The sequence below is a fragment of the Burkholderia sp. AU18528 genome (assembly GCF_002223215.2).
Lineage (GTDB): Bacteria > Pseudomonadota > Gammaproteobacteria > Burkholderiales > Burkholderiaceae > Burkholderia > Burkholderia semiarida.
Window position 1 is genome coordinate 532,566 of the sequence record NZ_NKFC02000005.1, and the last position, 23,551, is coordinate 556,116.

Annotated in this window: 20 protein-coding genes; 14 read left to right on the forward strand and 6 right to left on the reverse strand. The window is 68.7% G+C overall.

Annotated features, from left to right (window positions below):
• Positions 1-170: 170 nt before the first annotated feature.
• From miaB to lnt, 7 genes are all read left to right on the forward strand, one after another.
• Positions 171-1,544, forward strand: coding sequence for a tRNA (N6-isopentenyl adenosine(37)-C2)-methylthiotransferase MiaB (gene miaB / locus CFB52_RS14085; RefSeq protein ID WP_059578683.1), 1,374 nt, complete (start codon positions 171-173; stop codon positions 1,542-1,544).
• 33 nt (positions 1,545-1,577) lie between these two features.
• Complete coding sequence (locus CFB52_RS14090) at positions 1,578-2,624, forward strand: PhoH family protein (protein WP_059578685.1); 1,047 nt, start codon at positions 1,578-1,580, stop codon at positions 2,622-2,624.
• Positions 2,625-2,775: 151 nt separating this feature from the next.
• Positions 2,776-3,552 carry an rRNA maturation RNase YbeY gene (ybeY, locus tag CFB52_RS14095; protein ID WP_099316798.1) on the forward strand — a complete coding sequence of 259 codons (777 nt, stop codon included), beginning with the start codon at positions 2,776-2,778 and terminating at the stop codon, positions 3,550-3,552.
• A 12-nt stretch (positions 3,553-3,564) separates the two neighbouring features.
• A complete protein-coding gene (locus CFB52_RS14100) occupies positions 3,565-4,197 on the forward strand; it encodes a gamma-glutamylcyclotransferase (RefSeq protein WP_059578691.1) in 633 nt (210 codons plus the stop codon).
• 43 nt (positions 4,198-4,240) lie between these two features.
• Positions 4,241-4,390 (forward strand): hypothetical protein, encoded by a 150-nt coding sequence (locus CFB52_RS34620; protein ID WP_167351617.1) that lies wholly within the window; start codon positions 4,241-4,243, stop codon positions 4,388-4,390.
• Between the two features lie 276 nt (positions 4,391-4,666).
• Positions 4,667-5,554, forward strand: a complete 888-nt coding sequence (locus tag CFB52_RS14105; protein WP_059578694.1) for an HlyC/CorC family transporter — start codon at positions 4,667-4,669, stop codon at positions 5,552-5,554.
• Between the two features lie 52 nt (positions 5,555-5,606).
• Positions 5,607-7,310: an apolipoprotein N-acyltransferase gene (gene lnt / locus CFB52_RS14110; protein WP_089465122.1), complete on the forward strand. Its 1,704-nt coding sequence runs from the start codon at positions 5,607-5,609 to the stop codon at positions 7,308-7,310.
• A gap of 57 nt (positions 7,311-7,367) precedes the next feature.
• On the opposite strand, the gene CFB52_RS14115 is transcribed toward lnt, so the two are convergent.
• Positions 7,368-9,023: a hypothetical protein gene (locus CFB52_RS14115; protein ID WP_099316967.1), complete on the reverse strand. Its 1,656-nt coding sequence runs from the start codon at positions 9,021-9,023 to the stop codon at positions 7,368-7,370.
• Positions 9,024-9,310: 287 nt separating this feature from the next.
• Here CFB52_RS14115 and glyQ point away from each other — a divergent pair, with 287 nt between their 5' ends.
• From glyQ to CFB52_RS14140, 5 genes are read left to right on the forward strand one after another with little or no spacing between them, the layout of a single operon-like run.
• The gene (gene glyQ / locus CFB52_RS14120) at positions 9,311-10,315 is read left to right on the forward strand and encodes a glycine--tRNA ligase subunit alpha (protein WP_006477868.1); all 1,005 of its coding nucleotides are present in this window, start codon (positions 9,311-9,313) and stop codon (positions 10,313-10,315) included.
• 22 nt (positions 10,316-10,337) lie between these two features.
• The gene (gene glyS / locus CFB52_RS14125) at positions 10,338-12,437 is read left to right on the forward strand and encodes a glycine--tRNA ligase subunit beta (protein ID WP_059642974.1); all 2,100 of its coding nucleotides are present in this window, start codon (positions 10,338-10,340) and stop codon (positions 12,435-12,437) included.
• Positions 12,438-12,447: 10 nt separating this feature from the next.
• Positions 12,448-13,011, forward strand: a complete 564-nt coding sequence (gene gmhB / locus CFB52_RS14130; protein WP_060314991.1) for a D-glycero-beta-D-manno-heptose 1,7-bisphosphate 7-phosphatase — start codon at positions 12,448-12,450, stop codon at positions 13,009-13,011.
• A gap of 43 nt (positions 13,012-13,054) precedes the next feature.
• Positions 13,055-13,819 (forward strand): 1-acyl-sn-glycerol-3-phosphate acyltransferase, encoded by a 765-nt coding sequence (locus CFB52_RS14135; RefSeq protein ID WP_059578704.1) that lies wholly within the window; start codon positions 13,055-13,057, stop codon positions 13,817-13,819.
• Positions 13,820-13,864: 45 nt separating this feature from the next.
• Entirely contained in the window at positions 13,865-14,755 is an 891-nt protein-coding gene (locus tag CFB52_RS14140; protein ID WP_099316799.1) for a M48 family metallopeptidase, read from the forward strand.
• A 109-nt stretch (positions 14,756-14,864) separates the two neighbouring features.
• Here CFB52_RS14140 and gloA read toward each other — a convergent pair whose 3' ends face one another.
• On the reverse strand, positions 14,865-15,248 hold the full coding sequence (gloA, locus tag CFB52_RS14145) for a lactoylglutathione lyase (RefSeq protein WP_059578709.1): 384 nt from the start codon (positions 15,246-15,248) through the stop codon (positions 14,865-14,867).
• Between the two features lie 350 nt (positions 15,249-15,598).
• On the opposite strand from gloA, the gene CFB52_RS14150 reads away from it, so the two are divergent.
• Complete coding sequence (locus CFB52_RS14150; RefSeq protein ID WP_099316800.1) at positions 15,599-16,534, forward strand: DMT family transporter; 936 nt, start codon at positions 15,599-15,601, stop codon at positions 16,532-16,534.
• A 94-nt stretch (positions 16,535-16,628) separates the two neighbouring features.
• Here the strand turns inward: CFB52_RS14150 and rsmA are convergent, their stop codons facing one another.
• From rsmA to CFB52_RS14170, 4 genes are read right to left on the reverse strand one after another with little or no spacing between them, the layout of a single operon-like run.
• Positions 16,629-17,456, reverse strand: coding sequence for a 16S rRNA (adenine(1518)-N(6)/adenine(1519)-N(6))-dimethyltransferase RsmA (gene rsmA, locus CFB52_RS14155; protein WP_089465124.1), 828 nt, complete (start codon positions 17,454-17,456; stop codon positions 16,629-16,631).
• A 47-nt stretch (positions 17,457-17,503) separates the two neighbouring features.
• Positions 17,504-18,493, reverse strand: a complete 990-nt coding sequence (pdxA, locus tag CFB52_RS14160) for a 4-hydroxythreonine-4-phosphate dehydrogenase PdxA (RefSeq protein ID WP_059578717.1) — start codon at positions 18,491-18,493, stop codon at positions 17,504-17,506.
• Between the two features lie 11 nt (positions 18,494-18,504).
• Entirely contained in the window at positions 18,505-19,863 is a 1,359-nt protein-coding gene (locus tag CFB52_RS14165; RefSeq protein WP_059578719.1) for a peptidylprolyl isomerase, read from the reverse strand.
• A 52-nt stretch (positions 19,864-19,915) separates the two neighbouring features.
• On the reverse strand, positions 19,916-22,276 hold the full coding sequence (locus CFB52_RS14170) for an LPS-assembly protein LptD (RefSeq protein WP_099316801.1): 2,361 nt from the start codon (positions 22,274-22,276) through the stop codon (positions 19,916-19,918).
• 222 nt (positions 22,277-22,498) lie between these two features.
• Between CFB52_RS14170 and CFB52_RS14175 the strand changes: the two genes are divergently transcribed.
• Complete coding sequence (locus CFB52_RS14175) at positions 22,499-23,548, forward strand: aminoglycoside phosphotransferase family protein (protein WP_059642949.1); 1,050 nt, start codon at positions 22,499-22,501, stop codon at positions 23,546-23,548.
• Positions 23,549-23,551: the final 3 nt, after the last annotated feature.

The following is a 23,551-nucleotide window of genomic DNA, read 5'->3' on the forward strand; positions in this document are numbered from 1 at the left end:
CGTCGCGTGCCCGCAACCGGCCGCCGTCCGCCGCGGCGTGAAAAGCTATAATGGAAGGCTTTCCCGACGGCCTTTCCTCCCGGCTACGCGCGATTCGCGCGCCGCGCACCGCCGTCCCGATTCACCCTTGACGACGCCCCCAGGTCAACCACTGCGAACGGCGAATCCCCATGACCAAGAAAGTTTACGTAAAGACCTTCGGCTGCCAGATGAACGAGTACGACTCGGACAAGATGGTGGACGTGCTCAACGCGGCCGAAGGCCTCGAAAAGACCGACACGCCGGAAGACGCGGACATCATCCTGTTCAACACGTGCTCGGTGCGCGAGAAGGCGCAGGAAAAAGTGTTCTCCGATCTCGGCCGCGTGCGCGAGCTGAAGGAAGCGAAGCCGGGCCTGCTGATCGGCGTCGGCGGCTGCGTCGCGAGCCAGGAAGGCGCGTCGATCGTGTCGCGCGCGCCGTACGTCGACCTCGTCTTCGGCCCGCAAACCCTGCACCGCCTGCCGCAGATGATCGACGCGCGCCGCGAGAGCGGCCGCGCGCAGGTCGACATCACGTTCCCCGAAATCGAGAAGTTCGACCACCTGCCGCCCGCGCGCGTCGAGGGGCCGAGCGCGTTCGTGTCGATCATGGAAGGCTGCTCGAAGTACTGCAGCTACTGCGTGGTGCCGTACACGCGCGGCGATGAAGTGTCGCGCCCGCTCGACGACGTGCTGACCGAAGTGGCCGGCCTCGCCGACCAGGGCGTGCGCGAAGTCACGCTGCTCGGCCAGAACGTGAACGCCTACCGCGGCGCACTGACGGCCGGTTCGTCGGAAATCGCCGATTTCGCGACGCTGATCGAATACGTCGCCGACATCCCCGGCATCGAGCGGATCCGCTACACGACGTCGCATCCGAAGGAATTCACGCAGCGCCTGATCGACACGTACGCGAAGGTGCCGAAGCTCGTGAGCCACCTGCACCTGCCGGTCCAGCACGGTTCCGACCGCATCCTGATGGCGATGAAGCGCGGCTACACGGTGCTCGAATACAAGTCGGTGATCCGCAAGCTGCGCGCGATCCGCCCCGACCTGTCGCTGTCGACCGACATGATCGTCGGCTTCCCCGGCGAGACCGAGGAGGATTTCGACAAGATGATGGCGCTCGTGCACGACATGCGCTACGACACGAGCTTCTCGTTCATCTACAGCCCGCGCCCCGGCACGCCGGCCGCGAACCTCGCCGACGACACGCCGCGCGAGGTCAAGCTCAAACGCCTGCAACATCTGCAGGCGACGATCGAGGAAAACGTCGCGCGCATCAGCCAGTCGATGGTCGGGAAGGTCGAGCGGATCCTCGTCGAGGGCCCGTCGCGCAAGGACCCGAACGAGCTCGCGGGCCGCACCGAGAACAACCGGGTCGTGAATTTCCCGGCGCCGCTCGCGTCGCACCCGCGCCTGATCGGCCAGATGATCGACGTGAAGATCAACCATGCGTACCCGCACTCGCTGCGCGGCGAGCTCGTGCTCGTCAGCGACGACGCGAGCACGGCCACCCACTGACCGACCGACGCCCGACAGGAGCCCGACGCTACTTTGAAGACCGTCCAAGCACTGGAATTCACCGCCCCGCGCGACGACAACGCGCGCCTCGCCAACCTCTGCGGCCCGCTCGACGAAAACCTGCGGCAGATCGAACAGGCGCTCGACGTGACGCTCGCGCGGCGCGGCCACCGGATCACGATTCGCGGGCGCGGCGCCAAGCTCGCGCTCGCCGCGCTCGAAAACTTCTACAACCGCGCGCGCGATCCGCTGTCGGTCGACGACATCCAGCTCGCGCTGGTCGAAGTGCGGCACACGGCCGGCAACGGCCGGCAGGACACGCTCGACGTGCGCTTTCGCGGCGATCCCGACCATCCGTTCGACGAACCGGTCGTGCAGCTCGACGCCAGCGAGCCGGACGAAGAGCCGGGGCCGAAGCTCTACACGCGGCGCGCCGACCTGCGCGGCCGCACGCCGGCCCAGCGCGAATACCTGAAGCAGATCCTGCAGCACGACGTGACGTTCGGCATCGGGCCGGCCGGCACCGGCAAGACCTACCTCGCGGTCGCATGCGCGGTCGACGCGCTCGAGCGCGACCAGGTCAAGCGGATCGTGCTGACGCGCCCGGCCGTCGAGGCCGGCGAGCGGCTCGGCTTCCTGCCCGGCGATCTCGCGCAGAAGGTCGACCCGTACCTGCGGCCGCTGTACGACGCGCTGTACGACCTGCTCGGCTTCGACAAGACGGCCAAGATGTTCGAGCGCCAGATGATCGAGATCGCGCCGCTCGCGTACATGCGCGGCCGCACGCTGAACCACGCGTTCATCATCCTCGACGAGGCGCAGAACACGACGCCCGAGCAGATGAAGATGTTCCTCACGCGGATCGGCTTCGGCTCCAAGGCGGTCGTGACCGGCGACACGAGCCAGGTCGACCTGCCGCGCGGCCACAAGAGCGGCCTCGTCGAGGCGCAGCAGGTGCTCGGCGGCGTGCGCGGCATCGCGCTCACGCGCTTCACGAGCGCCGACGTGGTGCGCCACCCGCTCGTCGCGCGCATCGTCGAGGCGTACGACGAATTCCACGCGCAGCATCAGGACGGCTGAGCGGCGGCGGCCGCGTGCCGCCCCCCCGGCCTCCCGGCCCGGCCCGCCCGACGGCGCGCCGGGCTTTTTTTGCCCGTGCGCGGCCCGGCCGAATTCGGGCGCGATCGCCCATTTGGTGTATCCTCGACGCGTCCCAATCGCCTCACGCGTCATGAAATCCTCCCGTTCCCGCAAGTCCGGCCGCGCCCAGTCCGTCGCGTCCGAATCCCCCCGCCTTTCGCTGTTCGACGCGAAGGGCAAGGCCCGGACCGTCAACGCGCAAGGGCTGCGGATCGACTTCCCGGACGGCCGCAGCCTGATGTTCGACCTGTCGGGCAGCTCGGGCGACGCGGCTGTCGCGATCGTCGCGCAGCACAACGACCCGGCGATGCGCGCGAAGCTCGCGCTGCAGCCCGAGCACTACGACAGCGTGACGCTGCACGTCGGCGCCGAATTCGCGCCGCGCGAGGACGACCCCGAAGACGAGCCGCGCGCGCTGGAACTCGACTTGTCCGTCCAGTACGGCGACGAGATCACGAGCGACGTGCGCAAGGCGCTGCCCAAGCGCAAGCTGATCGCCGAATGGCTCGAGCCGGCGCTGTTCGCGAGCGCGCAGCTCACCGTGCGCTTCGTCGGCGAAAACGAAGGCCGTACGCTGAACGCCGGCTACCGCCACAAGGACTATCCGACCAACGTGCTGACCTTCGCGTACGACCCGGCGCCCGACGGCACCGTGATCGGCGACCTCGTGCTGTGCTGCCCGGTCGTCGAGAAGGAAGCGCACGAGCAAGGCAAGCCGCTCATGGCCCATTACGCGCACCTGCTGGTGCACGGCGCGCTGCATGCGCAGGGCTACGACCACGAGACGAGCGACGAGGACGCAGCCGAAATGGAAGCGCTCGAAGTCGACATCCTCGCGAAACTGGGTTTCCCGAACCCGTACCGGTAAGCCGTCCGCACGATGCGTCACGCCGCGATGCTGCCGCCCGCCTACCCGCCGTCGATCGGCGAAGGCCGTCTGCTGACCGAAGACGAGCTCGCGGCATCGCTCGCACACACGATGCGCGACTGGGACGGCCGGCAGGATCTCTGGCTGTTCGGCTATGGCTCGCTGATCTGGAACCCCGGGCTGCCGACCGTCGCCGCCGTGCGCGGCAAGGTGCACGGCTACCATCGCGGGCTCTACCTGTGGTCGCGCGTGAACCGCGGCACGCCCGAACGGCCGGGCCTCGTGCTTGCGCTCGATCGCGGCGGCTCGTGCTCGGGCATCGCGTTCCGGCTTTCCGGCCCGACCGCGCAGCCGCACCTCGAGACATTGTGGAAACGCGAGATGCCGATGGGCTCGTACCGGCCCGCGTGGCTGCCGTGCTCGCTCGAGACCGGCGAACGCGTGAACGCGCTCGCGTTCGTGATGCGCCGCGACGCACCGACCTATACGGGCAAGCTGACCGACGCCGTCGTGAAGGAAGTGTTCGGCTGCGCGGCCGGCCGCTACGGCACGACGCTCGACTACGTGAGCCGCACGGTCGATGCGCTGCGCGCGAGCGGCATCCCCGACCGCGCGCTGGAAGGGTTGCTGGCGCGATGCCGGTGATCCGACACCGCGCCGCCCGCGCACCCGCACGAGGACACCGCCAATGAAACCGTCACACTGGTCGCGTTGCAGGATCGCCGTGCTGCTCGTCGCCGCGAGCGTCGCGCTGTCCGGCTGCGGGATACTCGGCTGCGGCGGCGCCGCGACCAACGGCGCGGCCGCCGGCGGCTGCTCGGCCGGCATGCGGTTCTGAGCGGCGCGCCGGCGGCGCCCGCCTGCGGCAGAATGCCGCCGTCCGGCCGCGCCGCCCGTCCCGCCACCGATTTTTGGCCGCCGCGCCCCGCCGCTCCTTTCTGCGATAGGATGGACCCGACGACGACGTCGCGCCCGGCGCGGCCGTCCGCGAGCGGGGCCCGGGCGAGCCGCCCGCCCTGGCCGTGCGGCCGGGGTGACACGGTCGCGTCGTGCCCTTGGTGTATCCTTGCCTACTCCGTGACCGCGCGCCCCGGCATGACCCGGGCGCACCACCATGAACGATTCGTATCCCAGTCGTAAGCCAACCGACAAACCGCAAGAAAAGCGCTCGCTGCTCGAGCGCCTGACCGACTTCATCTCGCCCGAGCCCGAATCCCGCGGCGAGCTGCTGGAAATCCTCCAGGACGCCCACGAACGCAACCTGATCGACGCCGATTCGCTGTCGATGATCGAAGGCGTGTTCCAGGTGTCCGATCTGTGCGCGCGCGACATCATGGTGCCGCGCGCGCAGATGGACGCGATCAACATCGCCGACAAGCCCGAGGATTTCATCCCGTTCGTCCTGGAAAAGGCGCACTCGCGCTACCCGGTGTACGAGGAGAACCGCGACAACGTGATCGGCGTGCTGCTCGCGAAGGATCTGCTGCGCTTCTACGCCGAGGAGGAGTTCGACGTGCGCGGGATGCTGCGCCCGGCCGTGTTCATTCCGGAATCGAAGCGCCTGAACGTGCTGCTGCACGACTTCCGCGTGAACCGCAACCACCTGGCGATCGTCGTCGACGAATACGGCGGCGTCGCGGGCCTGATCACGATCGAGGACGTGCTCGAACAGATCGTCGGCGACATCGAGGACGAATACGACTTCGACGAGGAAGCCGGCAACATCATCGCGGGGCCGGACGGCCGCTACCGCGTGCGCGCGCTCACCGAGATCGAACAGTTCAACGAGACGTTCGGCACCGATTTTCCCGACGACGAGGTCGACACGATCGGCGGGCTGATCACCCATCATTTCGGCCGCGTGCCGCACCGCGGCGAGAAGCTGCAGCTCGGCAACCTCGTGTTCGAAATCCAGCGCGGCGATGCGCGCCAGGTTCATGTGCTGCTGGTGCGCCGCAACCCGCTCGCCAGCCGTCGCGCCGAAACCTCGCACGAAGACTGACCGCTCCGCGCCAGCCGCGCTTCCTTCAACCGCTCGCCCACTTCCGCTTCACATGGACGATCCGATCCCGTCCCGCCCGGCTGGCGGCCTTCTCGCGCCGGCCCCCGGCCGCGCGCTGCCGCGCTGGCACTATCCGGCCGCGCTGCTCGCCGGCGCGGCCAATACGCTCAGCTTCGCGCCCACGCCGCATGGCGGCTGGCTGCAGCTCGTCGTATTCGTCTGGTTTTTCGCGCAACTGACCCGCACGTCGAGCTGGCGCGGCGCCGCGCTCACCGGCGGCGCGTTCGGCTTCGGCAACTTCATCACCGGCGTCTGGTGGCTCTACATCAGCATGCACGTGTACGGCGAGATGGCCGCGCCGCTCGCCGGCGGCGCGCTCGTGCTGTTCTCGCTGTACCTGGCGCTGTATCCGGCGTTCTCGGCCGGGCTGTGGTCGTTCTGTGCGGGCCATGCGTGGCACCGCCGGGAGCCCGACCCGCGACCATTCTCGCCGACCTGGCACGGCGCGTTTGCGTTCGCCAGCGCGTGGGCGCTCGGCGAATGGCTGCGCGGCACCGTGTTCACCGGCTTTCCGTGGCTCGGCAGCGGCTATCCGCAGGTCGACGGCCCGTTCGCGGGCTTCGCGCCGGTGGTCGGCGTGTACGGGATCGCGTGGGTGCTCGCGCTGTTCGCCGCGCTGGTCGTGCAGGCGCTCGCCGCCGCGCGCCCGTCGCCGGTGCGTGACGGCGCAGCCGGCGCATCGGGCGGCAACGCCCGCGTGCGCATCGCGGCGCCGGCCGGCATCGCGCTCGCGCTCGTCGCGGCCGGGCTCGGGCTGTCGCAGGTCACGTGGACCGTGCCCGCGAACGCGCCGCTCACCGTGCGGCTGCTGCAGGGCAACGTGAAGCAGGACATCAAGTTCGAGCAGGAAGGCATCGACGCGGCGATCAAGATGTACCAGCAGATGATCGTCGAGAAGCCGGCCGACCTGATCGTCACGCCCGAGACCGCGATCGCGGTGATGATCCAGGAACTGCCCGAGCCGTTCGCCGCCGCGATCCGCAAGTTCAGCGACACGACCGGTTCGGCCGTGCTGTTCGGCGCGGTCGGCGCGTCGGTGACCGAGGATGGCCACTACGTCGACTACACGAACAGCCTGTACGGCGTGACGCCGAATTCGCGCGACATCTATCACTACGACAAGCATCACCTCGTGCCCTTCGGCGAGTTCATTCCGTGGGGCTTCCGGTGGTTCGTCAACCTGATGAAGATGCCGCTCGGCGACTTCGCGCGCGGCGCGCCGGTGCAGAAGCCGTTCCTCGTGCACAACCAGCCGGTGATGGCCGACATCTGCTACGAGGACTTGTTCGGCGAGGAAATCGCCGCGACGATCCGCGACAATCCGCAGCCGCCCGGCGTGCTCGTCAACGTGACGAACCTCGCGTGGTTCGGCGACACGATCGCGCTCGACCAGCATCTGCAGATCGCGCGGATGCGTTCGCTCGAAACGGGCCGGCCGATGCTGCGCTCGACCAACACCGGGATGACGGCCGCGATCGACGCGCACGGCCGCGTGCTCGGTCAGTTGAAGCCGTTCACGATCGGCTCGCTCGACGTGCGGATCGAAGGCACGAGCGGCTTCACGCCGTACGTGACGAGCGGCAACAACATCGTGCTCGCGGTGTCGTTCGTGCTGCTCGCGTTCGGCTTCACGTTCGGGCCCGGGCTGCGCCGCCGCAACGGCCGGCAGCAGCACGGCGGCGACGGAGCGGCATGATGCAACGGGCCGCTGCCGTGCACGGCGGCGGCCCGTGACCGCGAACCGGCCGGCCGTTCAGGCCTGCCGGGACGATCGATCCGATTGCGCCGGCTGCGCGGCGAGGCCCCGCAGGTCGCGACTCACGTCCTCCATCACCGGCGCCCACGCGCCGAACGTCGGCTGCCGGTACAACGTCGCGGTCGGATACCACGGGCTGTCCCGGCGATCGAGCAGCCACGGCCAGTGCGGATTCACGTCGAGCAGCACCCAGGTGCGCGCGCCGAGCGCGCCGGCCAGGTGCGCGACCGACGTGCACACAGTGATCACGAGATCCAGCGCGCCGATGAATGCGGCCGTATCGTCGAAGCTCTTCAATTCGTCGGTGTAGTCTTCGATCGCGAAACCGGCCGCGCGCGCGGCGGCGACGTCCGCGTCCGCCCCCGGCTGTAGCGAATAAAACGTGACGCCGTCGATGCCGCGAAACGCGTCGGCGTAGCGTTCGAGCCCGACGCGCCGGAACGGATTGCGCTGGTGGCCCGCGCTGCCCGTCCACACGAGCCCGACCTTGAGCCGGCCGTCGCCCGCGAGCCGCGCGCGCCATGCGTCGCGGGCGCCCGGCTCGGCCCGCAGGTACGGCACCGACGCCGCAAGCGTCGACGCCTCCATGCCGAGCATCAGCGGCACGCCGATCAGCGGCACTTCGTAATCGAACGCCGGCAGCGCGTCGACGCCGCCGCCCGCGCCGAACACGTCCGCATGCGCGCCGAGGCTGCGCTGCATCAGCGCGCCGAGCGCCGGAAACGTATTCCACGCGAGCCGGCCGCCCTCGCGATGCACGCGTTCGGCGAGCGGCACGACGAAGCGGCAGAACTGCAGCACGTCGCCGAGCCCCTGCTCGCCCCACACCAGCAGCGTCTTGCCGGCAAGCGGCTCGCCCTGCCAGCGCGGGCCCGGCAGCGCCGGCCGGCGGCCGCGCAGCTCGCCCGCGCCGTCCCAGCGCGCCTCGTGGCCGCGCCAGCCGGCCGCGTAGTTGCCGCGCACGAGCTGGATGATCGCGAGATTGAAGCGGAACGACGCGTCGTCGGGCGCGAGCTCGCACGCGCGCGCCGCGTAGCGCTCGGCGTCGTCCCAGCGCTGCGCCTCCTTCATCGCCATCGCGACGTTGTTCATCGCGAGCGCGTTGTCGGGTGCGAGATCGGCGAGCCGCGCGGCGCTCGCGAGCGCACCATCCAGGTCGTGCATCGCGATCCGCGCGACGACGAGGTTGATCCATGCCTGCACGTCGTGCGGATCGTGCTTCACGGCCGCGTCGAGCAGCGCGATCTCTTCCGCGCGGTCGCCGCCCGACAGCCGCAGCGCGATCGCGAGGTTGTTGCGCAGCGACGGCCAGCCGGCGTCGATGGCGAGCGCCGCGCGGTACGGCGCGACCGCCTGCGCGTGATGGCCGGCCATCTGCAGCACGTAGCCGTGGTTGAAGTGCGTGGCCGCGCCCGGCTGCACGCGCGCCGCGCATTCGGCGAGCGCGAGCGCGTCGGCCGGGCGCTGCCGGGCAACGAGCGCGGTCGTGAGCCGCACCAGCGAGTCGGCATCGACCGCATGCAGATGGGCGGCGGCGGCCAGCCAAAGATCGTGCGCGGGGCGCTCGCCGCGCGCCTGCGCGTCGGCGGCCTGCCCGAGCAGCGCGAGGAACGGCGGAAGCAGCGGAATCAGAATGTCGGTCGGTTCGTTCATGCAATCGGCATCGGCGAGCGGGTGACGCGGCGCGCATCGCACGCGCCGCAATACGCGCATCTTAACGCTCGCGCGAGGCGCCGCGGCCCGCGCGCGTGCGCACCGGTGCGCGGGCCGCCGGAACGGTGCGGCGATGCCCGCATCCGGCTTCCGGCCGCATCCGCTCGCCGATCCGGTAAAATTACGCGTTTCTGCACACTAACAAGCCGCGCCGCCGCGCGAGCCGACCCTCCGGGCCCGCCCGGAGCGCCGTCCGCAACGGAGCGCCAGCGCCACGAAGGCTCTTCATGCTTACGTTTCAGCAAATCATCCTGACGCTGCAGTCCTACTGGGACAAGCAGGGTTGCGCCCTGCTCCAGCCCATCGACATGGAAGTCGGCGCGGGTACGTCGCACGTCCACACGTTCCTGCGCGCGGTCGGCCCCGAGCCGTGGCGCGCCGCGTACGTGCAGCCGTCGCGCCGCCCGAAGGACGGCCGCTACGGCGAAAACCCGAACCGCCTGCAGCACTACTACCAGTACCAGGTCGTGCTCAAGCCAGCGCCGGAAAACATCCTCGACCTGTACCTCGGCTCGCTGGAAGCGCTCGGCTTCGACCTGAAGCAGAACGACGTGCGCTTCGTCGAGGACGACTGGGAAAACCCGACGCTCGGCGCGTGGGGCCTCGGCTGGGAAGTGTGGCTGAACGGGATGGAAGTCACGCAGTTCACGTATTTCCAGGAAGTCGGCGGCCTCGAATGCAAGCCGGTGCTCGGCGAGATCACGTACGGCCTCGAGCGCCTGGCGATGTACCTGCAGAAGGTCGAGAACGTGTACGACCTCGTGTGGACCGAGTGGGAAGAGCAAGGCCCGAACGGCCCCGAGCTGCGCCGCCTGTCGTATGGCGACGTGTACCACCAGAACGAGGTCGAGCAGTCGACCTACAACTTCGAGCATGCGAACGTCGACCTGCTGTTCACGTTCTTCAACAGCTACGAAGCGGAAGCGAAGAAGATGATCGACGCGCAGCTCGCGTTGCCCGCGTACGAGCTCGTGCTGAAAGCCGGCCACACGTTCAACCTGCTCGACGCGCGCGGCGCGATCTCGGTCACCGAGCGGGCAGCGTACATCGGCCGCATCCGCGCGCTGTCGCGTCTCGTCGCGCAGGCTTACTACGACTCGCGCGAGAAGCTCGGCTTCCCGATGCTCGGCAACCCGCCGGGCGTGCCGGGCCTCACCACCGACGCCCAGGATGCCGCGCAGCCGGCATGGGCGCCGCCGCTCAAGGTCGAACGCAAGATCGATCAGGACTGACGAGACGAGATTTATTCCAGACATGACGCACAATCATCCCGCCCCCCTGCTCGTCGAACTGCTGACCGAAGAGCTGCCGCCGAAGGCCCTCGCGCGCCTCGGCGACGCATTCGCCGAAGGTATTGCACAACGCCTCGCCGCGCGCGACCTCGTCGAAGGCGAACTCGTGTTCGAACGCTACGCGACGCCGCGCCGGCTCGCCGTCGTCGTGCAGAACGTACGCGCCGTCGCGCCCGACAGACAGGTCCGCGAAAAGGTCCTGCCCGTGTCGGTCGCGCTCGACGCGCAAGGCAAGCCGACGGCTCCGCTCGCGAAGAAGCTCGCGGCGCTCGGCCACCCGAATCTGTCGATCGCCGATCTCGAGCGCGCGCAGGACGGCAAGGCCGAAGCGTTCTTCATCAACTACTCGGCGGCCGGCGCCACGCTCGCCGACGGCCTGCAGGCCGCGCTCGACGAAGCGCTCGCGAAGCTGCCGATCCCGAAATTCATGACGTACCAGCGCCCGGACGGCACGGACGTGAAGTTCGTGCGCCCGGTGCATCGCCTGACGGTGCTGCACGACGACCGCGTGGTGCCCGTCACCGCGTTCGGCGTCGATGCCGGCGACACCACGCTCGGCCACCGCTTCCTGTCCGACGGCCTCGTCGCGATCCAGCATGCGCGCGCGTACGCCGACACGCTGCGCGACAAGGGCCGCGTGATCGCGCACTTCGCCGATCGTCGCGAAACGATCCGCACGCAACTGAACGAACATGCGAACGGCGACACGGTCGTGATGCCCGAATCGCTGCTCGACGAAGTGACGTCGCTGGTCGAGTGGCCGGTCGTCTACCCGTGCCGCTTCGAGGACGAATTCCTGCAGGTGCCGCAGGAATGCCTGATCCTCACGATGCAGACGAACCAGAAGTATTTCGCGCTGACCGACGTCGCCGGCAAGCTGCGCTCGCGCTTCCTGATCGTGTCGAACATCGAGACGAAGACGCCGGGCGAGATCGTCGAAGGCAACGAGCGCGTCGTGCGCCCGCGCCTGGCCGACGCGAAGTTCTTCTTCGAGCAGGACAAGAAGAAGCCGCTCGCCGATCGCGTGCCGCAGCTCGCGAACGTCGTCTATCACAACAAGCTCGGTTCGGCGCTCGCACGCGTCGAGCGCCTCGAGGCGCTGGCGGGCGAGATCGCCCCGGCGATCGGCGCCGATCCCGCGCACGCGAAGCGCGCCGCGCGCCTCGCGAAGGCCGACCTGCTGACCGACATGGTCGGCGAGTTCCCGGAACTGCAGGGCACGATGGGCACGTACTACGCGCGCCACGACGGCGAGGCCGACGACGTCGCGCTCGCGTGCGCCGAGCACTACCAGCCGCGCTTTTCCGGCGACGCGCTGCCGACCACGCCGGTATCGACCGCCGTCGCGCTCGCCGACAAGCTCGAAACGATCGTCGGCATCTGGGGCATCGGCCTCGCGCCGACCGGCGAGAAGGATCCGTTCGCGCTGCGCCGCCACGCGCTCGGCGTGCTGCGCCTGCTGCTCGAGAAGCAGTTGCCGCTCGATCTCGTGTCGCTGCTGCGCACGGCCCATGCACGCTTCGACGGCGTGCCGGGCGTCGCCGAATCGACGGACGCGATCTTCGCGTTCTTCATGGATCGCCTGCGCGGCCTGCTGCGCGAGCGCGGCTATTCGGCCGGCGAAATCGACGCGGTGCTGAGCCTGAACCCGACGCGCATCGACGATCTCGTCGCGCGCCTCGACGCGGTGCGCGAATTCACGCGCCTCGCGGAAGCCGAAGCGCTCGCGGCCGCGAACAAGCGGATCTCGAACATCCTGAAGAAATCGGAAGGCGGCGCGAACGGCGCGGTGCAGCCGACGCTGCTCGTCGAGGCCGCGGAAAAGGCGCTGCACGAACAGCTCGCGGCCGTCACGCCGCACGTGCAGTCGCAGCTCGAGGCGCGCGCGTACACGGGCGCGCTGTCGGCGCTCGCCGCGCTGCGCGCGCCGGTCGACACGTTCTTCAACGACGTGATGGTCAACGCGGACGATCCGGCGCTGCGCGCGAACCGTCTCGCGCTGCTGTCCGCGCTGCACCAGCAGATGAACTGCGTCGCCGACATCTCGAAGCTCGCCGCATAAGGGCCGCACGATGCCGATCAGCCCCAACCGAAAGCTCGTCGTCCTCGACCGGGACGGCGTGATCAATGTCGATTCGGATGCGTTCATCAAGACGCCCGACGAATGGATTGCGCTGCCCGGCAGCTTCGAGGCGATCGCCCGGCTCAACCACGCGGGCTACCGCGTGGTCGTCGCGACCAACCAGTCCGGCATCGGTCGTGGGCTGTTCGACATGGCCGCGCTCAACGAGATGCATCTGAAGATGCATCGCGCGGCGGCTGCCGTCGGCGCACGCATCGACGCGGTGTTCTTCTGCCCGCACACGGCCGAGGATCACTGCGACTGCCGCAAGCCGAAGCCCGGCATGATGCAGATGATCGCCGAGCGCTTCGAGATCGATCCCGATCACACGCCGGTCGTCGGCGATTCGCTGCGCGACCTGCTCGCCGGCGTCGCGGTCGGCTTCCAGCCGCACCTCGTGCTGACCGGCAAGGGCAAGAAGACGCTCGCCGCGGGCAACCTGCCGCCCGGCACGAAGGTCCACGACGACCTGCGCGCGTTCGCGCTCGATTTTCTTTCACACGAACACGAGTGATGCGGCTGCCGCGCGCATCCTCCCCAACGCCAGACTCACGCCGATGCGCTTCGTTCGCTCCCTGCTGCTGCTGATCTACTTCATCCTGTACACGGTGCCGTACGCCACCGCGTGCTTCATCGCGTTCCCGTTCATGCGCCCCGACGCACGCTACTGGATGGCGGCCGGCTGGTGCAAGTCGACGCTGTGGGTCGTGCGCTGGCTGAACGGCATCCGCTACCGGATCGAAGGGATGGAGAACCTGCCCGACGGCCCGGCCGTGCTGCTGTCGAAGCACCAATCCGCGTGGGAGACGCTCGCGTTTCCGGCGCTGATGCCCAAGCCGCTCTGCTACGTGTTCAAGCGCGAGCTGCTGTACGTGCCGTTCTTCGGCTGGGCGCTCGGGCTGCTGCACATGGTCAACATCAACCGCAAGGAAGGCAAGAACGCGTTCAATTCGGTGATCCGCCAGGGCAAGAAGCGCCTGTCGGAAGGCGCATGGATGATCATGTTCCCCGAAGGCACGCGCACGCCGGTCGGCAAGCAGGGCAAGTACAAGACGGGCGGCGCGCGCTTCGCGATCGAAACCGGCACGCCGGTCGTGCCGATCGCGCACAATGCAGGTCGTGTGTGGCCGCGCAACTCGTTCACGAAATTCCCGGGCGTCGTCACCGTGTCGATCGGCAAGCCGATTCCGGTCGAAGGCAAGACGCCCGACGTATTGAACTCGCAGGTCGAAGCCTGGATCGAAGCGGAAATGCGCCGCATCGATCCCGATGCGTATCGTCAGGCGGGCAACGCCGGCACACGCGATGCCGCGCGCGCCTGACGCCCCGGATTGCAGCCGTTGCGTACGACAAAAAGAAGCGAACTGATGAAACAGCGTCCGCGGCCACGGCCTGCCGTCGTGGCCCTCGATCATCGCCAGATGGACCTGCCGCTCTTCGACGGGCCGGCCGCGCCGCCGTCGGCGCCCGCCGCCCCGCCGGCGCCGCCCGACATCTCCGCCCCTGCCGCGCCGCTCGATCCCGGTCCGGCGCCCGATCGCTCGCGCGTGCGCACGTTCGCGCTCGACAGCCGCGTGCTCGAATACCGGCTCAAGCGCTCGGCGCGCCGCACGATCGGCTTCACGATCGACGGCAGCGGGCTGTCGATCACCGCGCCGCGCTGGGTCACGCTCGCCGACATCGAGGCGGCGATCGCCGAGAAGCAGCGCTGGATCTTCGCGAAGCTCGCGGAATGGAAGACGCGCACCGAGCAGCGCGCGCTGCCGCAGATCGACTGGCGTGACGGCGCGCAACTGCCGTATCTGGGCAAGACGGTGACGATCGCGCTCGGCGCGGGCGCCGTCGCGTTCGATGCCGATGCGCAGCGGCTGTCGCTGCCGCTGCCCGTGCAGGCCGACATGCAGCAGATCAAGGATCGCGTGCAGGGCTGGCTGCAGGGCGAAGCGAAACGCATCTTCGGCGAACGCCTCGCGGTCTATGCGGAAAAGCTCGGCGTCACGTATTCGATGTATGCGCTGTCGTCGGCCGCGACGCGTTGGGGCAGTTGCTCGAGCGACGGCAAGATCCGCCTGAACTGGCGGCTGATTCATTTCCCGATGTCGATCATCGACTACGTCGTCGCGCACGAGCTGTCGCACCTGCGCGAGATGAACCACAGCCCGGCCTTCTGGCAGACCGTCGAATCGATCTTCCCCGAGTTCCGCGAAGCGCGGCACACGCTCAAGCATCACCCGCCCGAGCTGCTGCCGTCGCTCTGACGCGCACGGCTTCGCCGCCAACGAAAAAGGGCGATGCGGATTACCCCGCATCGCCCTTTTTCGTTGGCGCGGCGCACATCGCACGCCCGCGGCCCGGTTCATCCCGCGCTTACTTCTTCTGGATGAACTCGATCTTGTAGCCGTCCGGATCCTCGACGAACGCGATCACGGTCGTGCCGTGCTTCATCGGGCCCGCCTCGCGCGTGACCTTGCCGCCTTGCGCCTTGATCTTCTCGCAGGCCGCGTACGCATCGTCGACCGCCACCGCCAGATGGCCGAAGCCATTGCCGAGATCGTAGGACGGCGTGTCCCAGTTGTGGGTCAGCTCGATCACGGTGCCCGTGCGCTCGTCTTCGTAGCCGACGAACGCGAGCGTGAACTTGCCTTCCGGATAGTCCTCGCGACGCAGCAGCTTCATGCCGAGCAATTCGGTGTAGAACTTGATCGAGCGGTCGAGATCGCCGACTCGCAGCATCGTATGCAGCAAACGCATGTGTTGTACTCCTGTGGGGACTTTCCAGAACCGGAAATTCTACCGGAGTCGGGTGAATCGCGCCGGGGACGGCTGGCCGGCGCGCGCCCGGGCGGTGCAGCGGCTGAGCCGCACGAGCACGAGCGAGCGCCGCGGCGGGAAACAGCACGATCCGACTCACCCGGCCACCGCGTCGATCGGGTAACATCCTTCCACTTCGCACCAAAATCGGGCACGCATGCCACCGCCCGACCGCGACCACCCACTCTTCCGTACCGCCACCCTGCCGTGCGAAACCGCCCATCCGAGCGCACCGGACGCGCCGCCCGCCTCACCTCGCCGCCACCGCACCGGACCCGCGAGGCACGTCGATGAGCCCGCTTGCCGCCGCCCCCGTGCGCCGCGCACTCGATACGCACGCCGTCGGCCTGATGCTGCTGCTGTGCGCGATATGGGGCTTCCAGCAGGTCGCGATCAAGAGCACGAACGCCGCGATCGCGCCGATGTTCCAGGCCGGGCTGCGCTCGGCGATCGCCACGCTGCTGCTGTGGGGCTGGGCCCGCACGCGCGGCACGCCGCTGTTCCAGGCGGACGGCACGTTCGGCGCGGGCCTCGCGGCCGGTGCGCTGTTCGCCGGCGAATTCGTCTGCGTGTTCTTCGGGCTGACGCTGACGAGCGCGTCACACATGGCGATCTTCCTGTACACGGCGCCGTGCTTCACCGCGCTCGGCCTGCACCTGTTCGCACCGGGCGAGCGGCTGCAGCGCACGCAATGGGCCGGCGTGGGCATCGCATTCGCCGGCATCGCGCTCGCGTTCGCGGACGGCTTCCTGAAGCCGCGCGCGCCCGGCGCGTCCGTGCTGGCCGGGCTCGCCGGCGACGCGCTCGGGATCCTCGGCGGCGCGATGTGGGCCGCGACGACGGTCGTCGTACGCTCGACGGCGCTCGCGCGGGCCAGCGCGAGCAAGACGCTGTTCTATCAGCTCGCGGTATCGGCGGTCGTGCTGGTCGCGCTCGCCGCGCTGTTCGGCCAGATGTCGTTCGCGCACGTGACGCCGATTGCGGTGGCGAGCCTCGCCTACCAGTCGGTGATCGTCGCGTTCGTCAGCTATCTGTCGTGGTTCTGGCTGCTGACGCGCTACAGCGCGTCCCGGCTGTCCGTCTTCACGTTCCTGTCGCCGCTGTTCGGCGTCGCGTTCGGCGTGCTGCTGCTCGGTGAATCCGTCGGCTGGCGCTTCATGTCCGCAGCCGCGCTCGTGCTGACCGGCATCGCGCTCGTCAACGCGCCGCCGCGCTGGCGGGCGTGACGACCGGACCGGCGCAAGAAGACGCGCGGGCAATAAAAAAGCTGCCCGTCGGGCAGCCTCGTCGATACAGCCGATGAGCGGCTCGCGCCACGCATCATCCGGCCTTGCGCGCCGCCGCCAGCGCCTGCGCGACGCCAACGTATTCGGCCACGCTCACGTCCTCCGCGCGGCGCGCGAGATCGAAGCCGAGCGCATCGAAATCGATCGTCTCGCGGTAGTCGCCGAGCGTATTGCGCAGCATCTTGCGGCGCTGCGAGAACGCGGCGGTGACGATTTCGCCGAGCAGCCCGGGATCGACGTCCGGCAGTTCGTGCGGCTCGTACGGAATCATCCGGACGATCGCCGAATCGACCTTCGGCGGCGGCTGGAACGATTCCGGCGGCACGTCGAGCATCTTCTCCATCACGTAACGGTACTGCAGCATCACCGACAGCCGGGAAAACGCCTTCGTGCCCGGCTCCGCGACCATCCGCTCGACGACTTCGTTCTGCAGCATGAAATGCTGGTCGATGACCGCATCGGCGAACGTCATCAGGTGGAACAGCAGCGGGCTGGAAATGTTGTACGGCAGGTTGCCGACGATCCGCAGCGACGGCTTGTCGCCGGGCGCCGCGAGTGAGCGGAAGTCGAACGCGAGCGCGTCGCCCGCGTGCAGTTCCAGCAGCGCGCCGAAGCGTTGCTGCAGGCGCCCGATCAGATCGCGGTCGAGCTCGACCGCGTGCAGCGGCGACTCGGGCGTCGCGAGGCGCTCGATCAGCGGCTCGGTCAGCGCGCCGAGCCCGGGGCCGATCTCGACCATCCGCTGGCCGCGGGCAGGGCCGATCGTCGCGACGATCGAGTCGATCACGCCGTGATCGACGAGAAAGTTCTGCCCGAAGCGCTTGCGCGCGAAATGGCCTTGGTGCTGTCTGCTGTTCGACATCGACTCAGTAAAACGAAAAATACGACGAAAGGAGTAAGCCGGCGGCGTCAGGCTGCGCGGCGATGGCGCGCCATCGTGACGGCCGTATCGAGCGCGGCGATCATGCTGCCCGGATCCGCGCGGCCCGTGCCGGCCAGATCGAGCGCGGTGCCGTGATCGACCGACGTGCGGATGATCGGCAGCCCGAGCGTCACGTTGATGCCCTCGCCGAACGTCGCGTACTTCAGCACGGGCAGGCCCTGGTCATGGAACATCGCGAGCACGCAATCGGCATCGGCCAGATGGCGCGGCTGGAACAGCGTGTCGGCCGGATACGGGCCGCGCGCGTCGATGCGTTGCGCGTTCGCGCGGGCCAGCGCCGGTTCGATCACGTCGATCTCCTCGCGGCCGAGATAACCGTTCTCGCCCGCGTGCGGGTTCAGGCCCGTCACGAGGATGCGTGGCGCGGCGAGACCGAAATCGCGCCGCAGGTCGCGATCGATGATCGCGAGCGTCTCGACGAGCCCATCGATCGTCAGCGCGGCCGATACGTCCTTCAGCGGCAGGTGCGTGGTCGCGAGCGCGACGCGCAGCGGCCGGTGGCCGGTGCCGGCCAGCATCATCACGACGCGCGGCGTATGCGTGCGTTCGGCCAGGTATTCGGTATGGCCGGTGAACGGCACGCCCGCGTCGTTGATCGTGCTTTTCTGCAGCGGCGCGGTGACGATCGCGTCGTACCGGCCCGCCAGCGCGCCGTCGGTCGCCGCGTCAAGCAACCCGAGCACGTACCGGCCGTTCGCCGCGTCCAGCTTGCCCGCCTGCGCGGGCGCGGCCAGCGCGTGATGCGCGACCGACACCTGCGTGCCGCCGGCCAGCGTGGCCGGGTCGGCCCCGACCGCCGCCGCCCGCGCATCGAGCAGCGCCGCATCGCCGAGCACGGTGAAATGCGCGTCGGGCCAGCGCTGCGCGGCGTCACGCAGCGCCTGCACGGTCAGCTCCGGGCCGACCCCCGCGGGTTCGCCGGTCGTGATCGCGATCTGCAGCGCGGGCATGGTCATCCGATGCTCGCTCAGTTCGCCGGGCCGACGCCGCCGATCTTGTACTGCACGTACGACGAATCGCGCAGCTCGCGCAGCCAGTCGGCATAGGCCTGTTCGGCCTTGCGCTGGCCGATCGCCTGACGGGCGATGTCCATCTGCTGCTGCACCGACCCTTCCGCTTCACGGCGGCTCAGCACCTGGATCAGGTGGTAGCCGTACTCGGTGCGAATCGGCTGGCTGATCTGGCCGTCCTGCAGGCTGTTCATCGCGCGCTCGAATTCCGGCACGGTCTCGCCCGGGCTGATCCAGCCCAGATCGCCGCCCTGCGACGCCGAGCCGTCCTGCGAGTAGGTGCGCGCGAACTTCGCGAAATCGCCGCCGGCCTCGACCTGGTTGCGGATGTCGCTCAATTGCTGGCGCGCCTGGCCTTCCGACTTGCCTTCGCCGACGCGCAGCAGGATGTGGCGCACGTGCGTCTGCACGATCTTCGGCGCCGCGGCGCTCGCGCCCTGGCTCTGGCGGCGGTCGACGAGACGCACGATCTCGAAGCCGTCCGGCACGCGGATCAGCGTCGGGTTGACCTGGCCCGGGCGCAGCTTCGACGCGGCGTCGACGACGTCGGCCGGCAGCGCGCTCGGCGCCTTGAAGCCGAGATCGCCGCCCTTCTTCGCGTCGTTCGCTTCGGAGTTGTTCTTCGCGAGGCGCTCGAAATCGGCGCCCGACTTCGCCTGCTGCAGCAGCGCTTCGGCCTTCTTCTGCGCGGCTTCGATGTCGGCCTGCGGCGCGTTGGTGGGCGCCTTGATGAAGATGTGCTGGAAGCGCAGGTCCTGCTGCTGCGCCGCGTTCGGCCCGCGCTGGCTCGCGATGTAGTTCGCGACCTCGGCGTCCGATACCGTGATCTTGCCGTCGACTTCGCGCTCGCGCAGCTTCGACAGCATCAGCTCGGTACGCGCATCGTTCGTGAAGATGCTCCACGGCACGCCTTGCGCCTCGAGACGCGCGCGGTACTGGTCGAGCGTCATCCCGTTCGCCTGCGCGAGACGCTGCAGCGTGGCCTGCACGGTCGCGTCGTCGATGCGGATCCCGTCGTCCTTGGCCTTTTGCACCTGGATACGCTCGAGCACCATCTGGTTCAGCACCTGCGCGCGCAACTGGTCGGCCGGCGGCACCGGCGCGTTCTGCTGCTGCAGCCGGCGCGCGATCAGGCCGACGCGCTGGTCGAGTTCGCGGCCGGTGATCACGTCGTTGTTGACGACCGCGACGACTTCGTCGGCGAGCTGCGCACCTTGCGAACCGAGCGCCTGCGCCGCAGCGGGCGCGGCGGCGAGCAGCGCGGCGGACGCGGCGAGGCTGGACACGACTGCCGCGAAACGAAGGGTTTTCTTCATTGCCACTGAAACTCCATTGAAATCGTGCTGACCGGTGCAGACATTGCCGGCGTTACTCGTAGTTGCTGAAGCGGGACATCGGCGGCGGCGGCGGCGGCAACGGCGTGTAGCCCGGCACCCCGGCGCGGAATGCGGACACGAGGCCGTTGTCGACCGTCGACAAGCCCTTGAGCGTCAGTTGCATCATGAATCGCGTCGACGAGTTCTGCTGTCCCGACGAATTGATGCCGTTCGCGGCCCGCTGCACCCCGACGCCGAGCGCCCAGCAATCCGCGTCGTATTGTAAGCCGACCAGACCGTCGACCACGCGATCTCCGGCGAAGTCGTAGTTGAAGCGGCCGATCGCATACAGGCGGCGCGTGAGCGGCCACTGCGCGGACACCAGGAACTGGTTGATCGGCTGGTTGTCGAGCGTGGTGTTCGTGCGCGTATAGCGGTAGCCGACGTTGATCACGCGGCGCTCGCCCGGGCTGTAGCCGAAACCGATACTCGACTTCACGAGCTGGTTGTTGTTCTGGTTGTACTGGAACGCCGTTTCCGACATGAAGCCCGAGCCGAGCTTCAGCGCGGCGCCGACGATCAGGTCCGAGTGGCGCGCCAGCACGGCGCTCTGCCCGGGCGTCAGCGTGACGCGCTGATCCGCGAAGTAGTACTGCTGCGCGATCACGAAGCGCGCGCGCTCGTCGCCGGTGCGCGGATCGATGAAGCGCGACGTGAGGCCGGCCGTGATCCGGTTCGCGTCGGCGATCCGGTCGTTACCGACGAACGTGTTCGGCTGGTAGATCTCCGCGAGGCCGAAGTCAGATTCCGCGGTGTCGAACAGCGGCGCGTTCGACTGGTCGCGATACGGCGTGTACACGTAGTACAGGCGCGGCTCGAGGGTCTGGATGAAGTCCTGGCCGAACAGGCGCACCGAACGGTCGAAGATCAGGCCCGAATCGAAGCTCACGGTCGGGATCGACTCGGTGAAGCGCTTCGGGCTGTTCGGCGTGGTCGACGACAGGTAGTTCAGGTCGTACGACGCGAAGTGGTACTGGACCTTCGGCACGACGAAGTAGCCGGGCCCGTACACGCCGTACGAGATGTACGGATTGAAGACGATGCGGTCGCCTTCGGTCGCGTCGGCGGTCGTGATGCGGAACCGCGAATAATCGGCTTCCGCGCCGAAGTCGAAGCCGCCGACGTTGTACTTCGTGTACTTCACGTTCAACTGCGGCTCGCGGCTGTACGGCGCGATCGACGGCGGCAGCGTCTGCCAGTGCTGGTAGCGCGCGAGCACCGACCACGGGCCGTTGTTGTACGTAAGGCCGGCTTCCTGCTGGTACAGCGTCTGCGTCCCGTTGATGAACTGGTTCGCCGACCCGAGGTCTTCCGGATACGTGTTGTCCGAGACCTTGTTGTAATAGACGTAGCCGCCGAAGCCGCCGCCGAAGTTCTGCTGGTGCTGCCAGTAGATCGCGTAGCGGTTGCGGTGCGCGAGCCGGTCGTCCGGCAGGTAATTGGCCGTGAACGTGCCCGAATACGACGGCGACAGATAGCGGAACGTCGCCTCGGCCATCACGCCGCGCCGCGAGATGATGCGCGGCGTGAGCGTCAGGTCGCGGTTCGGCGCGATGTTGAAGTAGTACGGCAGCGACAGCTCGAAGCCGTTGCTCGAGTTCACCGAGAACGTCGGCGGCAGCAGGCCGCTGCGCCGCTCGCCCGACAGCGGGAACGTCATCCACGGGCTCGCGAAGATCGGCACGCCCTGGAAGAACAACACGCCGTTGCGCGCGGTGCCCTCGTCGGCGCCCGTATCGAAGTCGAAGCGGCTGCCCTTGATGTACCACGCGGGGTTCGTCGCGCACTGGCATGCGGTGTACGTGCCGTTGACGAACACCGAGCGCTCGTTGTCGACCATGTCGACGCGCTCCGCGCTGCCCGACCCGCCCGTCACGTTGAAGTGATACTTCGGCGCGGTCATGAAGCCCTGGTTCGCCTCGACCTTCAGGTGCGCCTCGGGGCCCGCGAACGACGTGCCGCCGTTGATCACCTTGACCTGGCCGTACGCATCGGCCATGTCGGTATCCTGATCGTAGTGGATCGCGTCGGCCTTCACGACGGCATCGCCGCGCCGCAGCTCGGCGGCGCCCTTCGCGGCGAGATCCTGCTCGGCGGTGCCGCTCGTGTGGTCGGCGATCACGAACGCGGCCGGCTTCGCGCCGTCCTTCAGCGGATGATCCTCGAGCTGGGGTGCGAGACGCAGATCCCACGGCGAGTCGAGCGGCTGCGGCTGCGCAGCGGCGCCCGACAGCTGCGCGTACGACACGGCCGGCACGAGGCCGGGCACGGCCAGGAGCGCGAGCGCGAGCCGCCGTTTGCGCGGCGCCCCGTCACCGGGGAAAACATTCGGGAATAGCGGTTTGGGCGGCATCTATCGTTTGGCGAATCGCCCCTTGTCAACCGCGCCTGCACGGCACCTTCGCGCGCGGCGGACCGCGCCGTCGAGCCGCGACTGCGGCTCTTCGCAAACCGGGGAGGCGATCGGGCGGACGTCGCGACAGGCGCGGGCCTGCACGGCGGAAGCTGACGCGGGGCGCGTCAAAAAAGTCGTGGGGTATTATATGGCAAGACGTTCCCCCCTCCGCCGAGTTTCATGACGCCCCCATCCGCCGCATCCCAGCCCGACGCCCGCCTCGACGCGCTCACCGCGTGGCTGCGCCCGCTCGCCGGGCGCTACGCCCTCGATCTGTCGACCCTCGCGCCCGCGTCGTCGGACGCCAGTTTCCGCCGCTATTTCCGCGTCGCGTCCGCCGCGAGCCCCGGCGGCACGCTGATCGCCGTCGACGCGCCGCCGCCCGAGAAGTGCCGCGAATTTGTCCAGGTCGCGCAGTTGCTCGCCGCGGCCGGCGACCACGTGCCGGACGTGCTCGCCCACGATTTCGACGCGGGCTTCATGCTCGTGACGGATCTCGGCCGCACGTCGTACATCTCGGTGCTCGATCCGGCCGACCCGGCCGCCGCAAAACCGCTGATGCGCGCGGCGCTCGACGCGCTGATCCGCTTCCAGCTCACGTCGAAGCCCGACGTGCTGCCGCCGTTCGACGAAGCGTTCCTGCGCCGCGAAATGGAGCTGATGCCCGAATGGTTCGTCGGCCGCCACCTCGGCAAGCCCGTCACCGACGCGATGCGCGGCACGCTCGACCGCACGTTCGCGCTGCTGGTCGCGAGCGCGCACGCGCAGCCGCAAGGCTTCATGCTGCGCGACTTCATGCCGCGCAACCTGATGGTCTGCGAGCCGAACCCGGGCGTGCTCGACTTCCAGGACGCCGTGTACGGGCCGCTGACGTACGACGTCGTGTCGCTGCTGCGCGACGCGTTCATCAGCTGGGACGAGGAATTCGAGCTCGACTGCTTCGCGTACTACTGGGAAAAGGCGAAAAAGGCCGGCCTGCCGGTCGATCCCGACTTCGGCGAGTTCTACCGCCAGCTCGAATGGATGGGCCTGCAGCGCCACATCAAGATCCTCGGCCTGTTCGCGCGCATCAACTACCGCGACGGCAAGCCGCACTACCTGAACGACCTGCCGCGCTTCCTCGCGTATGCGCGCAAGGTCGCGCTGCGCTATCGCCCGCTTGTGCCGTTCGCGAAGCTGCTCGACGAGCTCGAGGGCAACGCGCCGGCCGACGTCGGCTATACGTTCTGAGCG

Bases quoted from the DNA above. Each gene is read 5' to 3' on its own strand.
- miaB (WP_059578683.1), top strand. From the start codon at position 171: ATGACCAAGAAAGTTTACGTAAAGACCTTCGGCTGCCAGATGAACGAG.
- ybeY (WP_099316798.1), top strand. From the start codon at position 2,776: ATGAAATCCTCCCGTTCCCGCAAGTCCGGCCGCGCCCAGTCCGTCGCG.
- CFB52_RS14100 (WP_059578691.1), top strand. From the start codon at position 3,565: ATGCGTCACGCCGCGATGCTGCCGCCCGCCTACCCGCCGTCGATCGGC.
- CFB52_RS34620 (WP_167351617.1), top strand. From the start codon at position 4,241: ATGAAACCGTCACACTGGTCGCGTTGCAGGATCGCCGTGCTGCTCGTC.
- CFB52_RS14105 (WP_059578694.1), top strand. From the start codon at position 4,667: ATGAACGATTCGTATCCCAGTCGTAAGCCAACCGACAAACCGCAAGAA.
- lnt (WP_089465122.1), top strand. From the start codon at position 5,607: ATGGACGATCCGATCCCGTCCCGCCCGGCTGGCGGCCTTCTCGCGCCG.
- CFB52_RS14115 (WP_099316967.1), bottom strand. From the start codon at position 9,023: ATGAACGAACCGACCGACATTCTGATTCCGCTGCTTCCGCCGTTCCTC.
- glyQ (WP_006477868.1), top strand. From the start codon at position 9,311: ATGCTTACGTTTCAGCAAATCATCCTGACGCTGCAGTCCTACTGGGAC.
- glyS (WP_059642974.1), top strand. From the start codon at position 10,338: ATGACGCACAATCATCCCGCCCCCCTGCTCGTCGAACTGCTGACCGAA.
- gmhB (WP_060314991.1), top strand. From the start codon at position 12,448: ATGCCGATCAGCCCCAACCGAAAGCTCGTCGTCCTCGACCGGGACGGC.
- CFB52_RS14135 (WP_059578704.1), top strand. From the start codon at position 13,055: ATGCGCTTCGTTCGCTCCCTGCTGCTGCTGATCTACTTCATCCTGTAC.
- CFB52_RS14140 (WP_099316799.1), top strand. From the start codon at position 13,865: ATGAAACAGCGTCCGCGGCCACGGCCTGCCGTCGTGGCCCTCGATCAT.
- gloA (WP_059578709.1), bottom strand. From the start codon at position 15,248: ATGCGTTTGCTGCATACGATGCTGCGAGTCGGCGATCTCGACCGCTCG.
- CFB52_RS14150 (WP_099316800.1), top strand. From the start codon at position 15,599: ATGAGCCCGCTTGCCGCCGCCCCCGTGCGCCGCGCACTCGATACGCAC.
- rsmA (WP_089465124.1), bottom strand. From the start codon at position 17,456: ATGTCGAACAGCAGACAGCACCAAGGCCATTTCGCGCGCAAGCGCTTC.
- pdxA (WP_059578717.1), bottom strand. From the start codon at position 18,493: ATGACCATGCCCGCGCTGCAGATCGCGATCACGACCGGCGAACCCGCG.
- CFB52_RS14165 (WP_059578719.1), bottom strand. From the start codon at position 19,863: ATGAAGAAAACCCTTCGTTTCGCGGCAGTCGTGTCCAGCCTCGCCGCG.
- CFB52_RS14170 (WP_099316801.1), bottom strand. From the start codon at position 22,276: ATGCCGCCCAAACCGCTATTCCCGAATGTTTTCCCCGGTGACGGGGCG.
- CFB52_RS14175 (WP_059642949.1), top strand. From the start codon at position 22,499: ATGACGCCCCCATCCGCCGCATCCCAGCCCGACGCCCGCCTCGACGCG.